Below are 17,307 nucleotides of genomic sequence, written 5' to 3' on the forward strand. Positions count from 1 at the left end.
CACCTGCGACCGGCAGACGACCAGCTGCCTGATACGAGCCCATGCCGCTGACGAACGCTGGCCCGGTAATCGCCAATGAAGGTCGTGGTTCTACACTTGGGCTAAACACTTGGGCGAAACACGTGGGCTAACGCCCCCATCTCGCGCTTGCGGCGCACCGCGTCCAGCTGGCCTACCCTGGCTTGCGTCGTAGCCCCGCGACCAGACAAAACCCCGCCACCAGCGAGATCGCGGCGCAGTCGCGCCAGCGCCAGTAGCGGGCCTCGAAGGCGAGCGCGAACAGCACGCCTGTTGCAATCAGGGCTGCGCCAAAAATCCCCCTTGGCCAGCGCAGAATCATGCGGCGTCAGCTCACCTGCGCTGCTTCTTCTTGGTGAACCGCACGCTCTGGCCGTCCGGCATCCGCGTCGCGACGAACCCCGCGGCGAGGCAGGCTTCGCGCTGGGGCATCTGGATGTCGGGGCTGCGGAGGCTGTCCCACCATGAGGCGCGATTCGCCGCACGTGGCAGGGCCGCGCCGATGATCTCCTCGATCTGCTCGAAGCTCAGCACGAATTCCATTTGCTTCTGCCGCGTCAGGTAATCCCGCAGCGCGTCGTAATCGTTCACAATCGTCCTCTCGTCCCGGCTCCGCTGCCCAAAAGCGATCCCCGCGGAAACCAATTCTTAACTCATTGCGGCAGCGCCGTCCCGGCTTAAACACTACGCAAGATTTCGGGCGCATCCACTAGCGTCGGGAGCAATCGATGCAGTCTGGATGGCGCGACGTCACGACCCGCCGGCCGTGGCGGATTTCGGCGAAGCTGCTGATCATATCGTCCGTCGTGACGGTGATCGGCTTTTCCGCCATTTGCGTCAACGTCATGCTGGACATGCGCCGCGGCGAGGAGGCCCTCGCGCGCCAGACGCTGGACAATCTGGCCACCTCCATCGAAGCAGATATCAGCCGCAACATCGAGATCTACGATCTCTCCCTGAAGGCGGTCGCCAGCAACATGCTGCTGCCGGAGATCAACGCGGTCTCGAAGCCGATCCGTCACCTGATCCTGTTCGACCACGCCACCACGGCGCGGCACTTCGGCGCCATCCAGGTGTTCGATGCCGAGGGCAGGCTGACCATCGACGCCTCCACGCTCGATCCCCTGCCGGAGAACCGGAGCGAGGAGGACTACTTCAGGGTTCATCGCGACGATCCCGACGCCGGCCTCTTCATCAGCCGTCCGATGCTGTTCCGCGGCGCCTATTCCATCGTGCTGAGCCGGCGCATCAGCGATACCGACGGCGGCTTCCTGGGGGTCGTCACCGGCTCGATCCGTTTCAGCTATTTCCACGAATTGTTCGAGCGCCTGAACCTCGATCCCGACGATACCATCACCGTGCTCAGGCGCGACCGCACCATCATGATGCGGCGGCCGTTCGATCTCGACGTCATCGGCAAGAATCTCGGGACGCGGCAGAGCTGGAAGGCCGACAATCTCAAGGCCGGCGGGTCCTATGCGGGCCAGGGCCCGGTGGACGCGACGCCGCGCCTCTACGTCCGCAGCACCGGCCCGGGTCCGCTCTTCGTGGTGGCAGGCAAGCCGCTCGCCGCCGTGTTCGAGATCTGGCAGAAGGAAGCCTACCGCATCGGCGCCGTGGTCCTGGCGCTCATCCTGTTCATGCTGGCCTCGACGCTGGTGCTCGCCCGCGAGATCAGCCGGCGCGCCGAAGCCGAGCGCAAGCTCGAGGAGATGGCGACGACGGATGCGCTCACCGGCCTGAAGAACCGCCGCAAGTTCGACCAGGTCATCGACGCCGAATGGCGCCGCGCGATGCGCCAGAAGACACCGGTCGCGCTGCTGATGATCGATGCCGATCACTTCAAGGCCTACAACGACACGTTCGGCCATCAGGCCGGCGACCAGGTGCTGGTCGGCATCGCGATCTGCATTTCCGATTCCGTGCGGCGGTCCGGTGACTGCGCCGCGCGCTATGGCGGCGAGGAATTCGCGGTGCTGCTGCCGAACACGTCGGCCGCCGAGGCCTTCAATGTCGCCGAGACGATCCGCGGCAAGGTGCAGGGCTGGTCCGACGACCAGGCGATGTCGACGGTCTCCTGCGGCATTGCGGGCTTCGTTCCCACCACCGGCATGGACTGGCCGGTCCTGGTCGCCGCCGCCGACAAGGCGCTCTATGCGGCGAAAGCCGGCGGCCGCAACCAGTCCGTGGTCGCGAGCCTTCCAAAGCTGTCGCTGGTGGCGTGAGGGCTTCTCTCCCCGTCATTGCGAGGAGCTCTTGCGACGTAGCAATCCAGACTTTCTCCGCGGAAAGATTCTGGATTGCTTCGCTTCGCTCGCAATGACGCCGGGAACTACTGCCCCAGATACTTCTTCATTTCCGCAATGAGCCCATCACGCAGTTCCGGCCGCTTCAGGCCGTAGGCGATGTTGGCGCGGAGGAAGCCGGGCTTGGAGCCGCAATCATGGCGCTCGCCCTCGAACTCGACGCCGTAGAATTTCTGCGACTTGGCGAGGCCTATCATGGCGTCGGTGAGCTGGATCTCGCCGCCGGCACCGCGCTCCTGGGTCTCCAGGATCTTGAAGATCTCCGGCTGGAGGATGTAGCGGCCGGTGATCGAGAGGTTGGAGGGCGCGGTGCCCTTGGCCGGCTTCTCGACCATGCCGTCGACCTCGAACGTCTTGCCGGTGCGCTTGCCGACGCCGCAGATGCCGTATTGATGGGTGAGATGGTCGGGTACGGCCTCGACCGCGATGACGTTGGATTTTTCGCCGAGCGTTGAAGCCGTCTCGATCATCTGCTTCAGGCAGCCGGTCGTGTTGAGCACGAGCTCATCGGGCAGCACGACCGCGAACGGCTCGTTGCCGACGATGTCGCGCGCGCACCAGACCGCGTGGCCGAGGCCGAGCGGCGCCTGCTGGCGGGTGAAGCTGACGGCGCCGGCCCCAGGCTGGTTCTGCGCCAGGATGTCCTGCTCGGCCTTCTTGCCGCGCGCGGCGAGCGTCGCGTCGAGCTCGAACATCTTGTCAAAATGATCTTCGATGACATTTTTGTTGCGGCCGGTGACGAAGATGAAATGCTCGATGCCGGCTTCCCTCGCCTCGTCATAGACGTACTGGATCAGCGGCTTGTCGACGATGGTCAGCATTTCCTTCGGCATCGCCTTGGTGGCGGGCAGGACGCGGGTGCCGAGGCCGGCGACGGGGAATACGGCTTTGCGAATTTTCATTGATCGAATACCTGAGACGTGAACGGAGCAATGGTATCTTGCTAGCTTGTTTGCAGCCGCTAACAAAGGCGGATGTGGGGCCTCGCGCTCACAGAGTTGAGAAAAAGGCCGACACCAAAATTTCACCTTTGTTAAGCTATTGGCAACCGGTACCGGGCCTCCTGAAGGCGGATTTTCGGCCGGACAGGTAGGGTATGATGCAATCAGTGGCAGGGCTGGCAAAACGTGCTGGATTTGTGACCGGCGCAATGATGCTTGCGGCCGCTGTGCTGCTGCCTGTCAGCGCGCACGCGCAGGCGCAGAACGGCTTGTCGAACCTGTTCGGCGGTATTTTCTCCGGCCCGAATCCGGCGCCTGCGCAAGCCCCGCCCGGCCCCGGCGGCGCCTTACCCTGGACCGGCGAGGACGGCGCCTCCGGCCATCCGCTGATGACGGCCGCCGCGATCCGCGAAGCCGCCTCCAACTTCAACAATTGCGTCGCGGGGATGTGGCCCGATGCCGCACGGCGCAACATCACGCAGGAGAACTTCCAGCGCTTCACAGCCGGGCTCACACCCGATCTGCGCATCATGGACCTGATGGATTCGCAGCCGGAGTTCACCAAGTCGATCTGGGACTATCTCGACATCCTCGTGAACGACAACCGCCTCGCCAAGGGCCGCGAGGTCCTCTCTAAATACAAGGCGCAGTTCGACGCCACCGAAAAGGCCACCGGCGTCGATCGCTACATCATCGCCTCGATCTGGGGTATCGAGTCCAATTACTCGACGCAGATGGGCGACCGCAGCGTGCTGCAATCGACCGCGACGCTCGCCTGCATCGGCCGCCGCCAGGCCTATTTCAAGGACGAGTTTCTCTCCGCGCTGGAGATCCTCAACCGCGGCGATCTCAGGCCTGAGCAGATGCGCGGCTCCTGGGCCGGCGCCTTCGGCCCGACGCAGTTCATGCCGACCGCGTTCAAGCGCTTTGCCGTGGATGGCGATGGCGACGGACGGCGCGACGTCGTCGACAATCCCACCGACCTGATCGCCTCGACCGCCAACAATCTGAAGAAGGACGGCTGGCAGGCCGGCCAGACCTGGGGCTTTGAGGTCGTGGTGCCCCAAGGCTTCAACTACATGCTGGCCGATCGCGCCAAGGCGATGACGATCGCGCAGTGGGAGAAGCTCGGGCTCAAGCGCCCGACCAACCAGCCCTTCCCGCATCCGGCCGAGAAAGCCTATCTGCTGGCGCCCGCCGGGGCGCAGGGCCCGGGCTTCCTGATGCTGCAGAATTACCGCGTCATCATGAAGTACAACCCGGCCGAGGCTTATGCGCTGGCGATCGGCCATTTCGCCGACCGCCTGCGCGGCGGCCAGCCCTTCGTGCAGCCCTGGCCGCGGCAGGAGCGCGAGCTGTCCCGCACCGAGCGGCTGGAGCTCCAGCAGCTCTTGGCCCAGCGCGGCTTCTACAAGGGCACCCCGGACGGCCAATTCGGCGGCCAGACCCGGGAGGCACTGCGTAATTTCCAGGCCTCGATCGGGGTCCCCGCCGACGGGTTTGCCTCCTCCGACGTGCTGGAACGGCTGCGCGGGCGGTAAACACCGCCCGCCACGGCCGATCGTTCAGGAATCGACGTAATTCACGACGTCCGATAGTTCGAACCTCGCCCCCTGGCCCGACATGTCCTTGACCGTGGGCCGCCAGTTCGGGTCCTGGACGAGATAGGACTGATTGTCCGCGACGACGAGGCCGATCAAGACCTCGGCGACGATGCGACCGCCGACGTCGCCCAGCCGGCTGCCACCCAGCACCTGGGATTTCTCCTCTCCGTCTTCCTCGAAGTCGGTCTTGACCGCGTCGGCCAGCTCCGCCTCGCGCAGGATATAGTACCAGAGCGGTGCGTTCTCGTGCAGCTGCGCTGCGTTCGTCGCGAACATGTCGCTGCGCGCCTTCGCGGCATCGTCGTCCAGATTGCCGGGATCGATCCAGAGCTGATCGTCCGTCAGGGGCTTGAGACCCATGCGCCGTGCCACCGCCTGCCCGCTCGGCAGGCCCAGCGCGATGCCGCGCTGCAGGTTCAGGCTCGGCAATGACTTGCGATCGGGTCTCTTCTCGTTGCGCAGGTCCGGCAACATCGAGAGCGGATCGACCAGCATGGTGTCGATCCGATAGGCCGGCTGCGGCCGCACGAAATCGCCGAACGGAAGCTCCTTCGTTGGCTTCGGCAGATCGCTTTTCACGTCGGGCAGGAAGAAGCTCCAGTCGATGCCCCATTCCGGCGGCAACGGACGGAAGCCGTTCAGGCTCTGCACATCGTCGCAGCTGAAGTTCGGCTTGAAGATCGGCAGCCGGTCCAGTGAATTCGTCTTCTGATGCGGTATCGCCGCGCTCAGCGAATAGCTCGGCCGGACCATGGAGTGGCCGAACCGATAGGCCGCGACCGAAAATTCGACCGGCATGAACGGATATTGCGCGGCCTCCGGGTTGTAGAAGTGGAGCTTCGGCTTGCCGCCGTTGTAGACCGCGTGGAACATCTTGTCGCCGACGATGCGCCGCACGAAGTCATGCAAGACGACCCATTGATAGTGCCAGCGTACCTTGCGCTGGGCCGTATTGAAGGCTGCGAGGCCCGTGATCCCCGGCCGCTCGTTTCCCGGCTCGGTCGACGGCCGCGCCAGGTCGAGCATGATCCTGTTGTGGAAGCGCTGCCACAGCTGGTGAATCTGCAGGACGATGTTGTTCTCGTCGTTGCGCTTGTCGCCGATGATGGCGCGCGGGCAATCCTGATGCGCATCGTCGACTTCACCGCTCTCGTCACGCGGCGCGCGTTGCACGTCGAAGAGCTTCTTCTTGCCCTTCAGATAGGCCGGCGTCTTGTCGAAGCCGAGCTTGATGGTGAGATCGGGATTGTAAAGGTAGGGTTGATCCGCCGGCCCCCGGCCGTAGATGCTGTCGAGGTCCAGCCGCGCCGTGCGGAAATCCTGGGTCGCGTTGGGATCATTGTCACGGTCGAGATCGGAGGCAGGATCGAAGGTGATGTCGTGATCGATGAACTGGCCGAAATAGGTGTAGCCTGCCTTGATCTTCGGATTCTCGTCGGCCGGTTCCTCCTCGGTAATCGGAGCGCCGGTATCTCCCCGCTTGATCATGGTGTCGGCGATCGCATTCATGATCGCCTGTTCCTGCGGTAGGGTATCGCCGAAGCGGGCCCGGGCCAGCTCCGGGAACATGCGGCCGAACCGGCCAAAGCCTTCCGGCTGGTAAGCCACGGCGTCCAGGCCGCGTTCGGATCGTCCATGGCCTTGCGGTCGCTTCGCTTTGGACTGCTCGGCCTGCGCGTCGAGCAATTTCTCGGCTTGCGCACGGGACTCGGCAACATCTTGCTTGGTGATGTCCTGCATGGGTTCAGCTCCCGAAATTGGAATTGGTCATCAATATTGAGAGAGCGCTATTTCAGCGTGAAAATACCGTGAGACCGCCATCGAAGTTGTGAGATGGATCGCAATTAGGGGTGGATCACGCCGTCGCACCCCATGATCCGGCCCGCCGGTAACCGTTCCGGCATGTTTCGGGTCGATCGGCCTTGACCTCCGGACCCAACGGACGGTTTATGGCAACGAATTCTGCCCGTTTGGCGCCCGATTCCGCTATTATATCGAGCCTATCCCGACCCCCATTGCGCGTGCCCGAGATCGCATGTCGAAGCCCAGGCCCCAGTTCAAGTCCTTCTTCAAGGCGCTGACCGAGACCGGCCCGTTGATCGCGCTGGGGACGGCGCTCGCGATCCTGGTCTCCGTCGCAGGACCCGCCTCGGCGCAGTTCTTCAACTTCCCCGGCTTCGGCGGCCCGCCGCAGCGGCAGGCCCCGCCACCGCGGAACGGTGGAGGCGGCGGCTGGTTCGGCGGCGATTTCTTCACGCCATTCCAGCAGCAACAGCCGCAGGCGCCGCGCCAGGATTTTTCGCGCGCGCCGGCACCTAGCAAGCGCGACACGACGCCCGACAAGAACGTGCTGGTGATCGGCGACGCCATGGCGGACTGGCTCGCCTACGGCCTCGAAGACGCCTACACTGAGCAGCCCGACATGGGCGTGATCCGCAAGCACAAGACCACGTCCGGCCTGATCAAGTACCAGCCGAAGGGTGAGCCCGCGGACTGGGCAGCGGCAGCGAAGGGCATCCTCGAGACCGAGAAGCCCGACGTGATCGTCGTCATGCTCGGCCTCAACGACCGCATCTCGATCCGCGAGGTCGCGCCCGACAAGGCGACGGACAAGGACAAGAAGAACGACAAGGGCGCGCGCGCCAAGCCGCAAGGCAAGCCAGGCGAGAAGCCCGGCGACGCCAAACCTGATTCCGCCGCCAAGCCGGACGACAAGCCGGCCGACGCCGACCTGCCGCAGGACGATGCCGACAACGCCGACACGCCGGCGGTCGCAGCGCCGGAGAAGACCGCGCGCAACCCGAACGGCCTCTACGAATTCCGCGACGAGCGCTGGGTCGAGCTGTACGGCAAGAAGATCGAGGAGCTGGCCAACGTCCTCAAGTCCAAGGGCGTGCCGGTGCTCTGGGTCGGCCTGCCCGCGATCCGCGGCCCCAAGGGCACGGCGGACATGCTGTTCCTGGATTCGCTCTATCGCGAAGGCGCGGCCAAGGCCGGCATCACCTATGTCGATGTCTGGGACGGCTTTGTCGACGAAGCCGGCCGCTTCCTCCAGAAGGGCCCGGACTTCGAGGGCCAGATCCGCCAGCTCCGCAGCTATGACGGCGTCTATTTCACGAAACCCGGCGCACGCAAGCTCGCCCACTATGTCGAGCGCGAGATCACTCGGCTGCTCGCCGGACGCTCCGGCCCGATTGCGCTGCCGAGCGAACCTGCGACCCCCGACACCAGCGCCGAGCCCGGCAAGCCCGCGCCGCGGCCGCTGGCGGGACCGATCGTGCCGCTGGTTGCAGCCTCGATCTCGGCCGATCAATTGCTGGGCGGACCGGGTTCGCGTCCCGCCGCCGTCGATGCGCTCGCCGCGAAGACGATGGTGAAGGGTGAGCCGCTGGCCGCGCCCGCGGGCCGTGCCGATGATTATGCCTGGCCGCGCCGCGAAGTCGGCCGCGAGCAGGCCAAGGGCGATACGCCGATGGCGACGACGACGCCCGACGGCAGCGCCGCTCCCGGCACACCGGGTCCAGCCGCCGCGATCGCGCCGCCAAGACTCGCGCCGAAGAAGCCGCCGATGCAGCAGCAGCCGCAGCAGCCGGCCCAGGCAGCGCCGTCATTCCGCGATTTCTTCGGCTTCGGCTCTCCGCAGCCACCGCCGCGTCAATTGGCGCCGGCGCCGCGCAATCCGAATCCCAATCCCGCGATCCCGCGCCCGCCTGGTAACGTCGGGCGATCGGCGGAGATGTTCCGGTAGTTTTTCACTGATGATTTCAGCTGTCATTCCGGGGCGCGCGTAGCGCGAACCCGGAATCCATCGCGCCCCACCGACGATGCCCGATGAATGGATTCCGGGCTCGCGCCAAGAGGCGCGCCCCGGAATGACCAGTGGCGGGAAGCTCAGCCGTAATAGCGCCAGCGCGGCGGCGGGCGACGGGCGGGACGCGACATCAGAAGCGCGAGTGCGAAGCCGATCCCGCCGGCGACCAGCAGCGCACCGAGCGGATTGTCCTGCACCTTCTTGGCAATCGCCTGCGAACCGTCGCGCAAGGTCTCGGCCGGCTTGTCGTAGGCATCCTTGGCGTAGCCGGCCGCGGTCTCGCCGGCGTCGCGCACGGCGTCCTTGGCCTGGCCGTAGAGATTCTGCACGGTGCCAGCGGCTTCCCGCGCCTTGCCTGACGCCTGTGTCTGCGCATCGCCAGCGAGATCACCGACGGCGCCTTCTGCGCGCCCAGCGAATTCCTTGGCCGATCCGACGATCCGATCCTTGTCCATGTTGCTCCTCCTCGGGGGTCAGCCCAAGTAACCGATCAGGAGCAGCGCAGTTCCAAGCTTCTGCGAAAGTGTGTAGTCTGGATCCCGCCTGCACTCTTCGAGCTACGGCAGGCCAGTCGCTCCATCCTGGCTACAGGATGAGCCCGCCATCGACGACCAGCGTCTGGCCAATGATGTAGGACGACAGCGGCGAGGCCAGGAACAGGGCCGCGCCCGCCATGTCAGCCGGCGTGCCCAATCGCCGCAGCGGAATGCGCGACAACGCGCCTTCGAGCCGCTTGGGATTGTCGGTGGTTACCTTCGTCATCTTGGTGTCGACGAGGCCGGGCGCGATACCGTTGACGCGGATGCCATCCTCGGCCCAGGCCTCGCCCAGCGTCCGCGTCAATCCGACTGCGCCGGTCTTCGAGGCGTTGTAGGCGGGATTGCCCATGGTGGAATGATAGGCTGCGGTCGAGGACACCATGATCAGCGCGCCCTTGCTGTCGCGCAGCATGGAGTGAAACCGCGTCGCGCAGGCCATCAGGCTCATCAGATTGACCTCGACGACCTTGCGGAAGCCGGCCATCTCGAACTCGCCGCGGCGATAGAGCACCGCGCCCTGCGCGAGCACGAGCACATCGAGACGGTCGAAGGACGGCTTGAACGCTTCCACCGCGCCGGTGTTGCCGACGTCGAGCTGCGCATAGGAAAGACCCGTGAGATCGGAGCCTTCTTGCGTCGAATATTCCGCAGGATGAGCACGCGTGCCGCAGACCGCAACAGCGGCACCCCTCGCACGAAAGGCTTGCGCGATGCCGTTGCCGATACCGCTGGAACCGCCGACCACCAGCACCTGCTTGCCTGAGAAATCCAGCTCGTTCGCCATCGCGGCCTCCCCTTTTGTTTTGCTTGTTTGACCTGTCTGCTGATCGATGCCAGCCTTGTCCATCTCATAACAAGAAACAAGAGACGCGAGGAAACGGCATGTCCGAATTCAAGGAGCTCAGCCGGTCGGTGAAGGGCCTGACCGTTCTCGTCACGGGTGCTGCGAGCGGCATGGGGCGCGCCACAGCGCGCGTGTTCGCCGCTGAAGGCGCAAACGTCGCCGTCACCGACTTTGATGAGCAGGGCGCACTGTCCGTTGCCAAGGAGATTGCCGCGAACGCCGGATCATCGAAGGCGTGGAAGCTCGATGTCGCCGATGGCGGCGAGATCAAGCGCGTGGTTGGCGCTGTCGCGGCGCATTTCGGCGGACTCGACATCATCGTCAACAATGCCGGCATCTCCGTGCGCGTCGCGATAGACGACGAGGCTTACGAAGATGCCTGGGCCAAGGGCATCGCGGTGATGCTGACGGCGCATCCGCGCATCATCCGCGCCGCGCTGCCGCACCTGCGCAGGTCGAAGAGCCCGCGCATCGTCAACATCGCCTCGACCGAGGCCCTCGGCGCCACCGCATTGCACAGCCCCTATTCGGCGGCAAAGGGCGGCGTGGCGAGCCTCACGCGCTCGCTCGCCGTCGAGCTCGGCCGCGAGGGCATCACCGTCAACTGCATCTGCCCGGGCCCGATCCGCACCGCCATCACCGACCGCATCTCCGAAGAGCACAAGACCATCTACGCCAAGCGCCGCACTGCACTCGGCCGTTACGGCGACCCCGAGGAGGTCGCGCATATGACGCTGAGCCTGTGCCTGCCGGCTGCGTCTTTCCTCACCGGCGCGGTGATCCCGGTCGATGGAGGCTTGATGGCCCGCAACGCGTGAGAGCCATGCGCGCCGAGCGTTGACAACGCCGAGTGCCGGAGTAGCTTTTTCACCGGCAGAGCGGGACCAACCGCTCGCGGTTTGCGGGAGAAACACCATGACGATCGCCATCCGGCAGCTTCAAAAACATTTTGCCTGCGAGGTTTCCGGCCTCGACCTGCGAAAGCCTCTCACCGAGGCCGAGGCGCGCGAGGTCGAGGCCGCCATGGACAAATATGCGGTGCTGATCTTCCACGACCAGGACATCACCGACGAGCAGCAGATGGCCTTCGCGCTGAATTTCGGCCAGCGCGAGGACGCGCGCGGCGGCACCGTGACCAAGGAAAAGGACTACCGTCTCCAATCGGGCCTCAACGACGTCTCCAATCTCGGCAAGGACGGCAAGCCGCTGGCGAAGGACAGCCGCGCGCATCTGTTCAATCTCGGCAACTGCCTGTGGCATTCCGACAGCTCGTTTCGCCCGATCCCCGCAAAATTCTCGCTGCTGTCGGCGCGGGTGGTGAACCCGAAGGGCGGCAATACCGAGTTCGCCGACATGCGCGCGGCCTATGACGCGCTCGATGACGACACCAAGGCGGAGATCGAGGATCTCGTCTGCGAGCACTCGCTGATGTATTCGCGCGGATCGCTCGGCTTCACCGAGTACACCGACGACGAAAAACAGATGTTCAAGCCGGTGCTGCAACGCCTGGTGCGCACCCATCCGGTGCATCGCCGCAAGTCGCTCTATCTCTCATCGCATGCCGGCACGATCGTCAGCATGAGCGTGCCGGAGGGCCGGCTGCTGCTGCGCGATCTGAACGAGCATGCGACGCAGGCCGAGTTTGTCTACGTCCACAAATGGAAGCTGCATGATCTCGTGATGTGGGACAACCGCCAGACCATGCATCGCGTCCGCCGCTACGACCAGTCCCAGCCCCGCGACATGCGCCGTGCGACGGTGGCGGGGACAGAGCCGACGGTACAGCAGCAGGCGGCGGAGTAGGCGGCACACCCCGCTGGACGTGGTCATCGCCCGGCTTGACCGGGCGATCCAGTACTCCGAGACGGTTGTGATGCAATCGATAGGCCGCGGCGTACTGGATGCCCCGGTCAAGCCGGGGCACGACAGCGGAGGGGGGCGCAGGACACCGCAAACCTTCGCAGCAGTTGTTACACAGCTACGCGTGTCCCGCATCGTTCGAGAGCATGCCGGGATCGATGCCGATCTTGCGCAGCGCGCGGCCGTACTTCTCGTCAACATCGTCGCCGAAGATCAAATCCGAATCCGCATCGCAATGCAGCCAGCCATTGCTCTGGATTTCGGTCTCGAGCTGGCCCGGCGCCCAGCCGGCATAACCAAGCGCTAGGATGGCGTGCTTCGGGCCGGAGCCGTTGGCGATCGCCCGCAGGATGTCGACGGTCGCGGTGAGGCAGACGCCGTCGTCGATCCGGAGCGTCGCGTTCTCGATGTAGAAATCGCTGGAATGCAGCACGAAGCCGCGGCCGGTATCGACCGGTCCGCCACGCAGCACTTTCATGCTTTCGGCGTTCTCCGGCAGCTTGATGTGCTCGCCCTTCTTGATGATGCCGAGCTGCTGCAGGAGCTCGGGGAAGTCGATGCTGCCGGCGGGATGATTGACGATGATGCCCATCGCGCCCTCGGCGGAATGCGCACAGAGATAGATCACCGAGCGCTCGAAGCGCTCATCGCCCATCACGGGCATCGCGATCAGGAGCTGGCCGTCGAGATAGCCGGCCGAACTGGGAAGCGCGGGGGCCGCGCTGCGGGTGCTTTCGCCCGTCCTTTTGCCTGTGGGAGCCATCGGTAAAGCACTCCGGTTTCGATTCCTATCCTGATGTCGGGCCGGGCCGCTGTCAAATCAAGGCTTGCCTCGACTTGATTCAGGTGCATCCATCACAAGCAATTCAATGGTTTGCCCAGGGGCGACCCTGTAAAGACGTGCCATGCTGACAAGAGTTCCCCTGCATGCGGCGATTGGCGTCGCAACAACCCTGCTTGCGTCGTCGGTGACGCTCGCAGCCCGCGCCGACGACGCTTCGCCCTGGCAGCGCGACGGCCATTCCGCAGTGCGATTGATCGCAGGGTCGCGCAGCGGCGCCGTCCTGCTCGGCGGTATCGCCTTCCAGCTCCAGCAGGGATGGAAGACCTACTGGCGCATCCCCGGCGATTCCGGCGTTCCGCCGCGGTTCGATTTCTCGAAATCGGACAATGTCGAAGCGGTGACGGTGATGTGGCCGGCGCCGCTGAAATTCGATGACGGCGCCGGCGGGCATTCGATCGGCTATCACGGCCAGATCGTGCTGCCTCTGCGCATCGTGCCCAAGGCGCCCGACAAGCCGGTGACGCTGCGCGCCGAGATCAACTACGCCGTGTGCGAGAAGCTCTGCGTTCCCGTCGAGGCCAATGTCGAGCTCGGCTTCAACAACGTCGCCTCGACCGAGGACGCCAATCTGCGTGCCGCGCTCGACACCGTGCCGAAGCCTGCCACGATCGGTGATCCCAATCCGCTGACCATCCGCGACGTCAGACGTGACGGGCCCAAGAATGTCGTGGTCGACGTGGTCGTGCCCGATAGCCGCGGCGTCAATTTGTTCGTGGAAGGGCCGACGCCCGATTGGGCGTTGCCGATCCCGGCGCCGGTCGACCGCAGCCCACCCGGCGTGCAGCGATTTTCCTTCGAGCTCGACGGACTGCCGCCGGGCGCCAAGCCCGACGGCGCGGCGCTGAAGTTCACACTCGTCGCGCCTGAGAAGTCGTACGAGTTCAATACGAATCTGGAGTAAGCCGGAGCTGAGTTGCGCTGCCAGCGCCACATATTCAGCTGTCGTCCCGGGGCGCGCGCAGCGAAAGCCCGGGACCCATAGCCACAGGGAGTGGTTTGGCGAGGACTCGGAGTTGCCAGCCAGCGCAACAATGTCTCCCTGGGGTTATGGGTCCCCGCCCCCGTGCGCAATTGCGCACTAGGCGGGGACGACGCCGGTGGCTGGAGCGGCAGCATGCCTCACCCAACCCAATCTTAACGAATGGTTGCTAATCCCCAAGGGCTACCGCATCAGGCCTGCCGCAGCATGCGGGACGCCTGATACGGACGCCCTGGGGATCTCGAATTGGCCGTGATGGATGCAGAACCCGCAACGACCGGACCTGCCGGCCTCGTCGCGCGGCTGCGCGCGAAGCTGACGGGCGGGTCGAACGAGGCGTCGCTGACGCGGCGGTTGGCCGGCACCATCTTCATCATCCGGGTGATCAGCGCAGGCCTCGCCTATTTCTCGCAGGTTCTGCTCGCGCGCTGGATGGGGACGTCCGACTACGGCATCTACGTCTATGTCTGGACCTGGGTGCTGCTGCTCGGCAGCATGATGGATTTCGGCATCTCGGCCTCCGCGCAAAAGATCATTCCCGAGTATCGCACCAGCGGTGAGCATGCGCTGCTGCGCGGCTTTCTCTCCGGCAGCCGCTGGCTGACCTTTGCCGCGTCCACGCTGGTGTCGCTGGGGCTCGCCGGTATCGTCAAGCTGCTCTCGCCCTGGATTAATCCGGCCGAGGTGCTGCCGCTCTATATCGGCTGCATGACGCTGCCCGCCTTCGTCGTCGCCAACACCCAGGACGGCATCGCGCGCTCGCATGACTGGATGCAGCTCGGTTTGATGCCGCAATTCATCATCCGCCAGGCGCTGATCATCGGCATCACGGCCGCTGCCTTCCTGCTCGGCTATCATCTCGGCGCGGTCGCCGCGATGGTCGCGAGCGCCGGCGCGGTGTGGATCGCGATGACCGGGCAGATGGTGGTGCTGAACCGCAAGCTCGCCGATCATATCGAGCCAGGCCCCAAAACCTACGACATCGGCGGCTGGCTCGCCGTCTCGCTGCCGATCCTGCTGGTCGAGAGCTTTTACCTGCTGCTGTCCTATACCGACGTGCTGGTGCTTCAGCAGTTCCGCCCGTCGGACGAGGTCGGTGTCTATTTCGCGGTGGTGAAGACGCTCGCTTTGGTCTCGTTCATCCACTACGCGATGTCGGCGACCACCGCGCATCGCTTCGCCGAGTACAACGCGCTCGGCGACAAGGCGCGCCTGTCGGCCTATGTCGCGCATGCCATCAACTGGACGTTCTGGCCGTCGCTGGCAGCGACAATCGTGCTGCTTGCGCTTGGCAAGCCGCTGCTCTGGCTGTTCGGCCCGCAATTCACGGTTGGCTACGACATCATGTTCGTCGCCGCGATCGGCCTCGTGGTGCGCGCCGCGATTGGACCGGTCGAGCGCCTGCTTAACATGCTCGGCCAGCAGAAGATCTGCGCGCTGGCCTACGCGCTGGCCTTCGTGATGAACGTCGTGCTCTGCATCGCGCTGGTGCCGAGCTTCGGCGGTCACGGCGCCGCGGCTGCGACCTCGATCTCGCTGACATTCGAGACAGTGCTGCTGTTCTGGATCGTGCGCCAGCGGCTCGGCCTGCACGTGCTGGCGTTTGGCAAATAGGCGCTGCCACCCGGGTTGCCGGCCTGGAGAATGGCTGTTTCGCGCCTTGCGCAGCGGCGACTGAAACCCCCTCCCCGCCCACCGTCCGTAGCAAGATTATTCTTATTCAACCCAAACGGTTGCGCTTCAGGGAAATTTTATTCTACGTCATATTGCTCAACCGACGAGATAAACCTAAGATTCCCCAGACATGATTGATCCACTCTATGTCGCCTCCGGATTTGGCGTCGGCCTGCTTGTCGGGATGACCGGCGTGGGCGGCGGCTCGCTGATGACGCCGCTGCTGATCCTGCTGTTCGGCATCCACCCCTCCACCGCCGTCGGCACCGACCTGCTCTATGCCGCCGCCACCAAGACCGGCGGCAGCGTGGTGCATGGCTGGTCGCGGAGCGTGCACTGGCCCGCCGTGCTGCGGCTCGCCTGCGGCAGCATCCCGGCGAGCGCGCTGACGCTGCTCGTGCTGTGGAAGCTCGACCTCAGGAGCGATTCCGAGCGCAGCCTGGTCAATCTGGTGCTGTGCTTTGCACTGCTGCTGACCGCGACCTCGCTGATCTTCCGCAAGGCTCTCATGGAGCGCTATCGGAAGCGCCTCGAGCAGGTCAATGAGCGCACCACGGCCATCGCGACCGTCGTCACCGGCATCGTGCTCGGCGTGCTGGTGTCGATCTCGTCCGTCGGTGCCGGAGCGGTCGGCGTCACCGTGCTGCTGCTGCTCTATCCGCGCCTGCCGATGGCGACCATCGTCGGCTCGGACATCGCGCATGCGGTGCCGCTGACGCTGGTCGCGGGCATCGGACATTGGGCGCTTGGCGATGTGGATTGGGCCCTGATGGGCGTGCTGCTGCTGGGCTCGCTGCCCGGCATCATCGTCGGCAGCCTCAGTGCGACGCGCGTCCCCGAGACGGTGCTGCGCCTGACGCTTGCCTGCGTGCTGTTCGTGGTCGCCGGCAAGATCATGTTCGCGGAGCTGAACCTGTCGTCCGCGATCGTGACGGCGCTGGCCTGGACGCATTAGGCCAGCCACCCGCCCTAGCTGTCATCGCCCGGCTTGACCGGGCGATCCAGTACTCCAGAGCCTAACGTTGGCGAACTCGCTCTTGCAACTTCCGCCGCGGCGTACTGGATGCCCCGGTCAAGCCGGGGCATGACACCGGTCGTTACTCCGCCGTCCAGCCGCCGTCGATCGACAGGTTGGTGCCGGTGATCTGCGCGGCGTCGTCGCCGCACAGGAACAGCGCGAGGGCTGCGACCTGCTCGGAGGTGACGAACTCCTTGGTCGGCTGCGCGTCGAGCAGCACGTCGTTGATGACCTGCTCGCGCGTGAGGTTGCGCGCCTTCATCGTGTCGGGGATCTGCTTCTCCACCAGCGGCGTCCAGACATAGCCGGGGCTGATGCAGTTGCAGGTGATCTTGTGGGTCGCGACCTCGAGCGCCACGGTCTTGGTCAGGCCGGCGATGCCGTGCTTGGCCGACACATAGGCGGACTTGAAGGGCGAGGCGACCAGCGAGTGCGCCGACGCCGTGTTGATGATACGGCCCCAGCCCTTCTTCTTCATGCCGGGCACCGCCGCGCGGATGGCATGGAAAGCCGAGGACAGGTTGATCGCGATGATCTGGTCCCACTTCTCGACCGGGAATTCCTCGATCGGCGAGACGAACTGGATGCCGGCATTGTTGACGAGGACGTCGACGGAGCCAAACGACTTCTCGCCGAGCGCGATCATCCCGGCGATCTCGGCGGGCTTGGTCATGTCGGCCGGCGAGTACACCGCCTTCACGCCGAAGTCGGACTCGATCTTGGCGCGCTCCTTCTCGATGTCTTCCGGCGAGCCGAAGCCGTTGATGACGACATTGGCCCCAGCGGCGGCGAAGGCGCGCGCATAGGCGAGCCCGATGCCGCTGGTCGAACCGGTCACGACGGCGTTCTTGCCTGACAGACTACCCATG

Annotated in this window: 16 protein-coding genes; 8 read left to right on the forward strand and 8 right to left on the reverse strand. The window is 65.0% G+C overall.

Annotation, left to right across the window (positions count from 1 at the left end; all coding sequences use genetic code 11):
• Positions 1 to 172 precede the first annotated feature (172 nt).
• On the reverse strand, positions 173 to 340 hold the full coding sequence (locus AC5ZFO_RS02295) for a hypothetical protein (RefSeq protein WP_282520038.1): 168 nt from the start codon (positions 338 to 340) through the stop codon (positions 173 to 175).
• An 11-nt stretch (positions 341 to 351) separates the two neighbouring features.
• A complete protein-coding gene (locus AC5ZFO_RS02300; protein ID WP_282520037.1) occupies positions 352 to 609 on the reverse strand; it encodes a DUF7662 domain-containing protein in 258 nt (85 codons plus the stop codon).
• Between the two features lie 137 nt (positions 610 to 746).
• Here AC5ZFO_RS02300 and AC5ZFO_RS02305 point away from each other — a divergent pair, with 137 nt between their 5' ends.
• Complete coding sequence (locus tag AC5ZFO_RS02305; RefSeq protein WP_282520036.1) at positions 747 to 2,243, forward strand: sensor domain-containing diguanylate cyclase; 1,497 nt, start codon at positions 747 to 749, stop codon at positions 2,241 to 2,243.
• A 107-nt stretch (positions 2,244 to 2,350) separates the two neighbouring features.
• Here the strand turns inward: AC5ZFO_RS02305 and AC5ZFO_RS02310 are convergent, their stop codons facing one another.
• Positions 2,351 to 3,226 carry a UTP--glucose-1-phosphate uridylyltransferase gene (locus tag AC5ZFO_RS02310; RefSeq protein ID WP_282520035.1) on the reverse strand — a complete coding sequence of 292 codons (876 nt, stop codon included), beginning with the start codon at positions 3,224 to 3,226 and terminating at the stop codon, positions 2,351 to 2,353.
• Between the two features lie 194 nt (positions 3,227 to 3,420).
• Between AC5ZFO_RS02310 and AC5ZFO_RS02315 the strand changes: the two genes are divergently transcribed.
• On the forward strand, positions 3,421 to 4,806 hold the full coding sequence (locus AC5ZFO_RS02315; protein ID WP_282520034.1) for a lytic murein transglycosylase: 1,386 nt from the start codon (positions 3,421 to 3,423) through the stop codon (positions 4,804 to 4,806).
• Between the two features lie 24 nt (positions 4,807 to 4,830).
• On the opposite strand, the gene AC5ZFO_RS02320 is transcribed toward AC5ZFO_RS02315, so the two are convergent.
• Positions 4,831 to 6,609 (reverse strand): peroxidase family protein, encoded by a 1,779-nt coding sequence (locus AC5ZFO_RS02320; protein WP_282520033.1) that lies wholly within the window; start codon positions 6,607 to 6,609, stop codon positions 4,831 to 4,833.
• Positions 6,610 to 6,904: 295 nt separating this feature from the next.
• Here AC5ZFO_RS02320 and AC5ZFO_RS02325 point away from each other — a divergent pair, with 295 nt between their 5' ends.
• Positions 6,905 to 8,617, forward strand: coding sequence for an SGNH/GDSL hydrolase family protein (locus AC5ZFO_RS02325; RefSeq protein ID WP_282520032.1), 1,713 nt, complete (start codon positions 6,905 to 6,907; stop codon positions 8,615 to 8,617).
• 143 nt (positions 8,618 to 8,760) lie between these two features.
• Here AC5ZFO_RS02325 and AC5ZFO_RS02330 read toward each other — a convergent pair whose 3' ends face one another.
• Both AC5ZFO_RS02330 and AC5ZFO_RS02335 read right to left on the reverse strand, forming a co-directional pair.
• Complete coding sequence (locus tag AC5ZFO_RS02330; protein WP_282520031.1) at positions 8,761 to 9,135, reverse strand: CsbD family protein; 375 nt, start codon at positions 9,133 to 9,135, stop codon at positions 8,761 to 8,763.
• A gap of 130 nt (positions 9,136 to 9,265) precedes the next feature.
• Positions 9,266 to 10,003: an SDR family NAD(P)-dependent oxidoreductase gene (locus AC5ZFO_RS02335; RefSeq protein ID WP_496121241.1), complete on the reverse strand. Its 738-nt coding sequence runs from the start codon at positions 10,001 to 10,003 to the stop codon at positions 9,266 to 9,268.
• A 98-nt stretch (positions 10,004 to 10,101) separates the two neighbouring features.
• On the opposite strand from AC5ZFO_RS02335, the gene AC5ZFO_RS02340 reads away from it, so the two are divergent.
• Together AC5ZFO_RS02340 and AC5ZFO_RS02345 are read left to right on the forward strand one after the other, a co-directional pair.
• On the forward strand, positions 10,102 to 10,881 hold the full coding sequence (locus AC5ZFO_RS02340; protein ID WP_282520029.1) for an SDR family NAD(P)-dependent oxidoreductase: 780 nt from the start codon (positions 10,102 to 10,104) through the stop codon (positions 10,879 to 10,881).
• Positions 10,882 to 10,978: 97 nt separating this feature from the next.
• Positions 10,979 to 11,866 carry a TauD/TfdA dioxygenase family protein gene (locus AC5ZFO_RS02345; protein WP_496121244.1) on the forward strand — a complete coding sequence of 296 codons (888 nt, stop codon included), beginning with the start codon at positions 10,979 to 10,981 and terminating at the stop codon, positions 11,864 to 11,866.
• 175 nt (positions 11,867 to 12,041) lie between these two features.
• Here AC5ZFO_RS02345 and AC5ZFO_RS02350 read toward each other — a convergent pair whose 3' ends face one another.
• On the reverse strand, positions 12,042 to 12,686 hold the full coding sequence (locus AC5ZFO_RS02350) for a YqgE/AlgH family protein (protein WP_063981003.1): 645 nt from the start codon (positions 12,684 to 12,686) through the stop codon (positions 12,042 to 12,044).
• A gap of 142 nt (positions 12,687 to 12,828) precedes the next feature.
• On the opposite strand from AC5ZFO_RS02350, the gene AC5ZFO_RS02355 reads away from it, so the two are divergent.
• The 3 genes from AC5ZFO_RS02355 to AC5ZFO_RS02365 all read left to right on the forward strand — a co-directional run bounded on the left by AC5ZFO_RS02355 (position 12,829) and on the right by AC5ZFO_RS02365 (position 16,375).
• Positions 12,829 to 13,668 carry a protein-disulfide reductase DsbD domain-containing protein gene (locus tag AC5ZFO_RS02355; protein WP_282520027.1) on the forward strand — a complete coding sequence of 280 codons (840 nt, stop codon included), beginning with the start codon at positions 12,829 to 12,831 and terminating at the stop codon, positions 13,666 to 13,668.
• A gap of 324 nt (positions 13,669 to 13,992) precedes the next feature.
• Positions 13,993 to 15,360 carry a flippase gene (locus AC5ZFO_RS02360; RefSeq protein ID WP_404979732.1) on the forward strand — a complete coding sequence of 456 codons (1,368 nt, stop codon included), beginning with the start codon at positions 13,993 to 13,995 and terminating at the stop codon, positions 15,358 to 15,360.
• A 190-nt stretch (positions 15,361 to 15,550) separates the two neighbouring features.
• Positions 15,551 to 16,375, forward strand: coding sequence for a sulfite exporter TauE/SafE family protein (locus tag AC5ZFO_RS02365; protein WP_071916674.1), 825 nt, complete (start codon positions 15,551 to 15,553; stop codon positions 16,373 to 16,375).
• A 142-nt stretch (positions 16,376 to 16,517) separates the two neighbouring features.
• Here AC5ZFO_RS02365 and AC5ZFO_RS02370 read toward each other — a convergent pair whose 3' ends face one another.
• Positions 16,518 to 17,306: a 3-hydroxybutyrate dehydrogenase gene (locus AC5ZFO_RS02370; RefSeq protein ID WP_028148408.1), complete on the reverse strand. Its 789-nt coding sequence runs from the start codon at positions 17,304 to 17,306 to the stop codon at positions 16,518 to 16,520.
• Position 17,307 lies beyond the last annotated feature (1 nt).

This window comes from Bradyrhizobium sp. Unk1 (assembly GCF_059512345.1).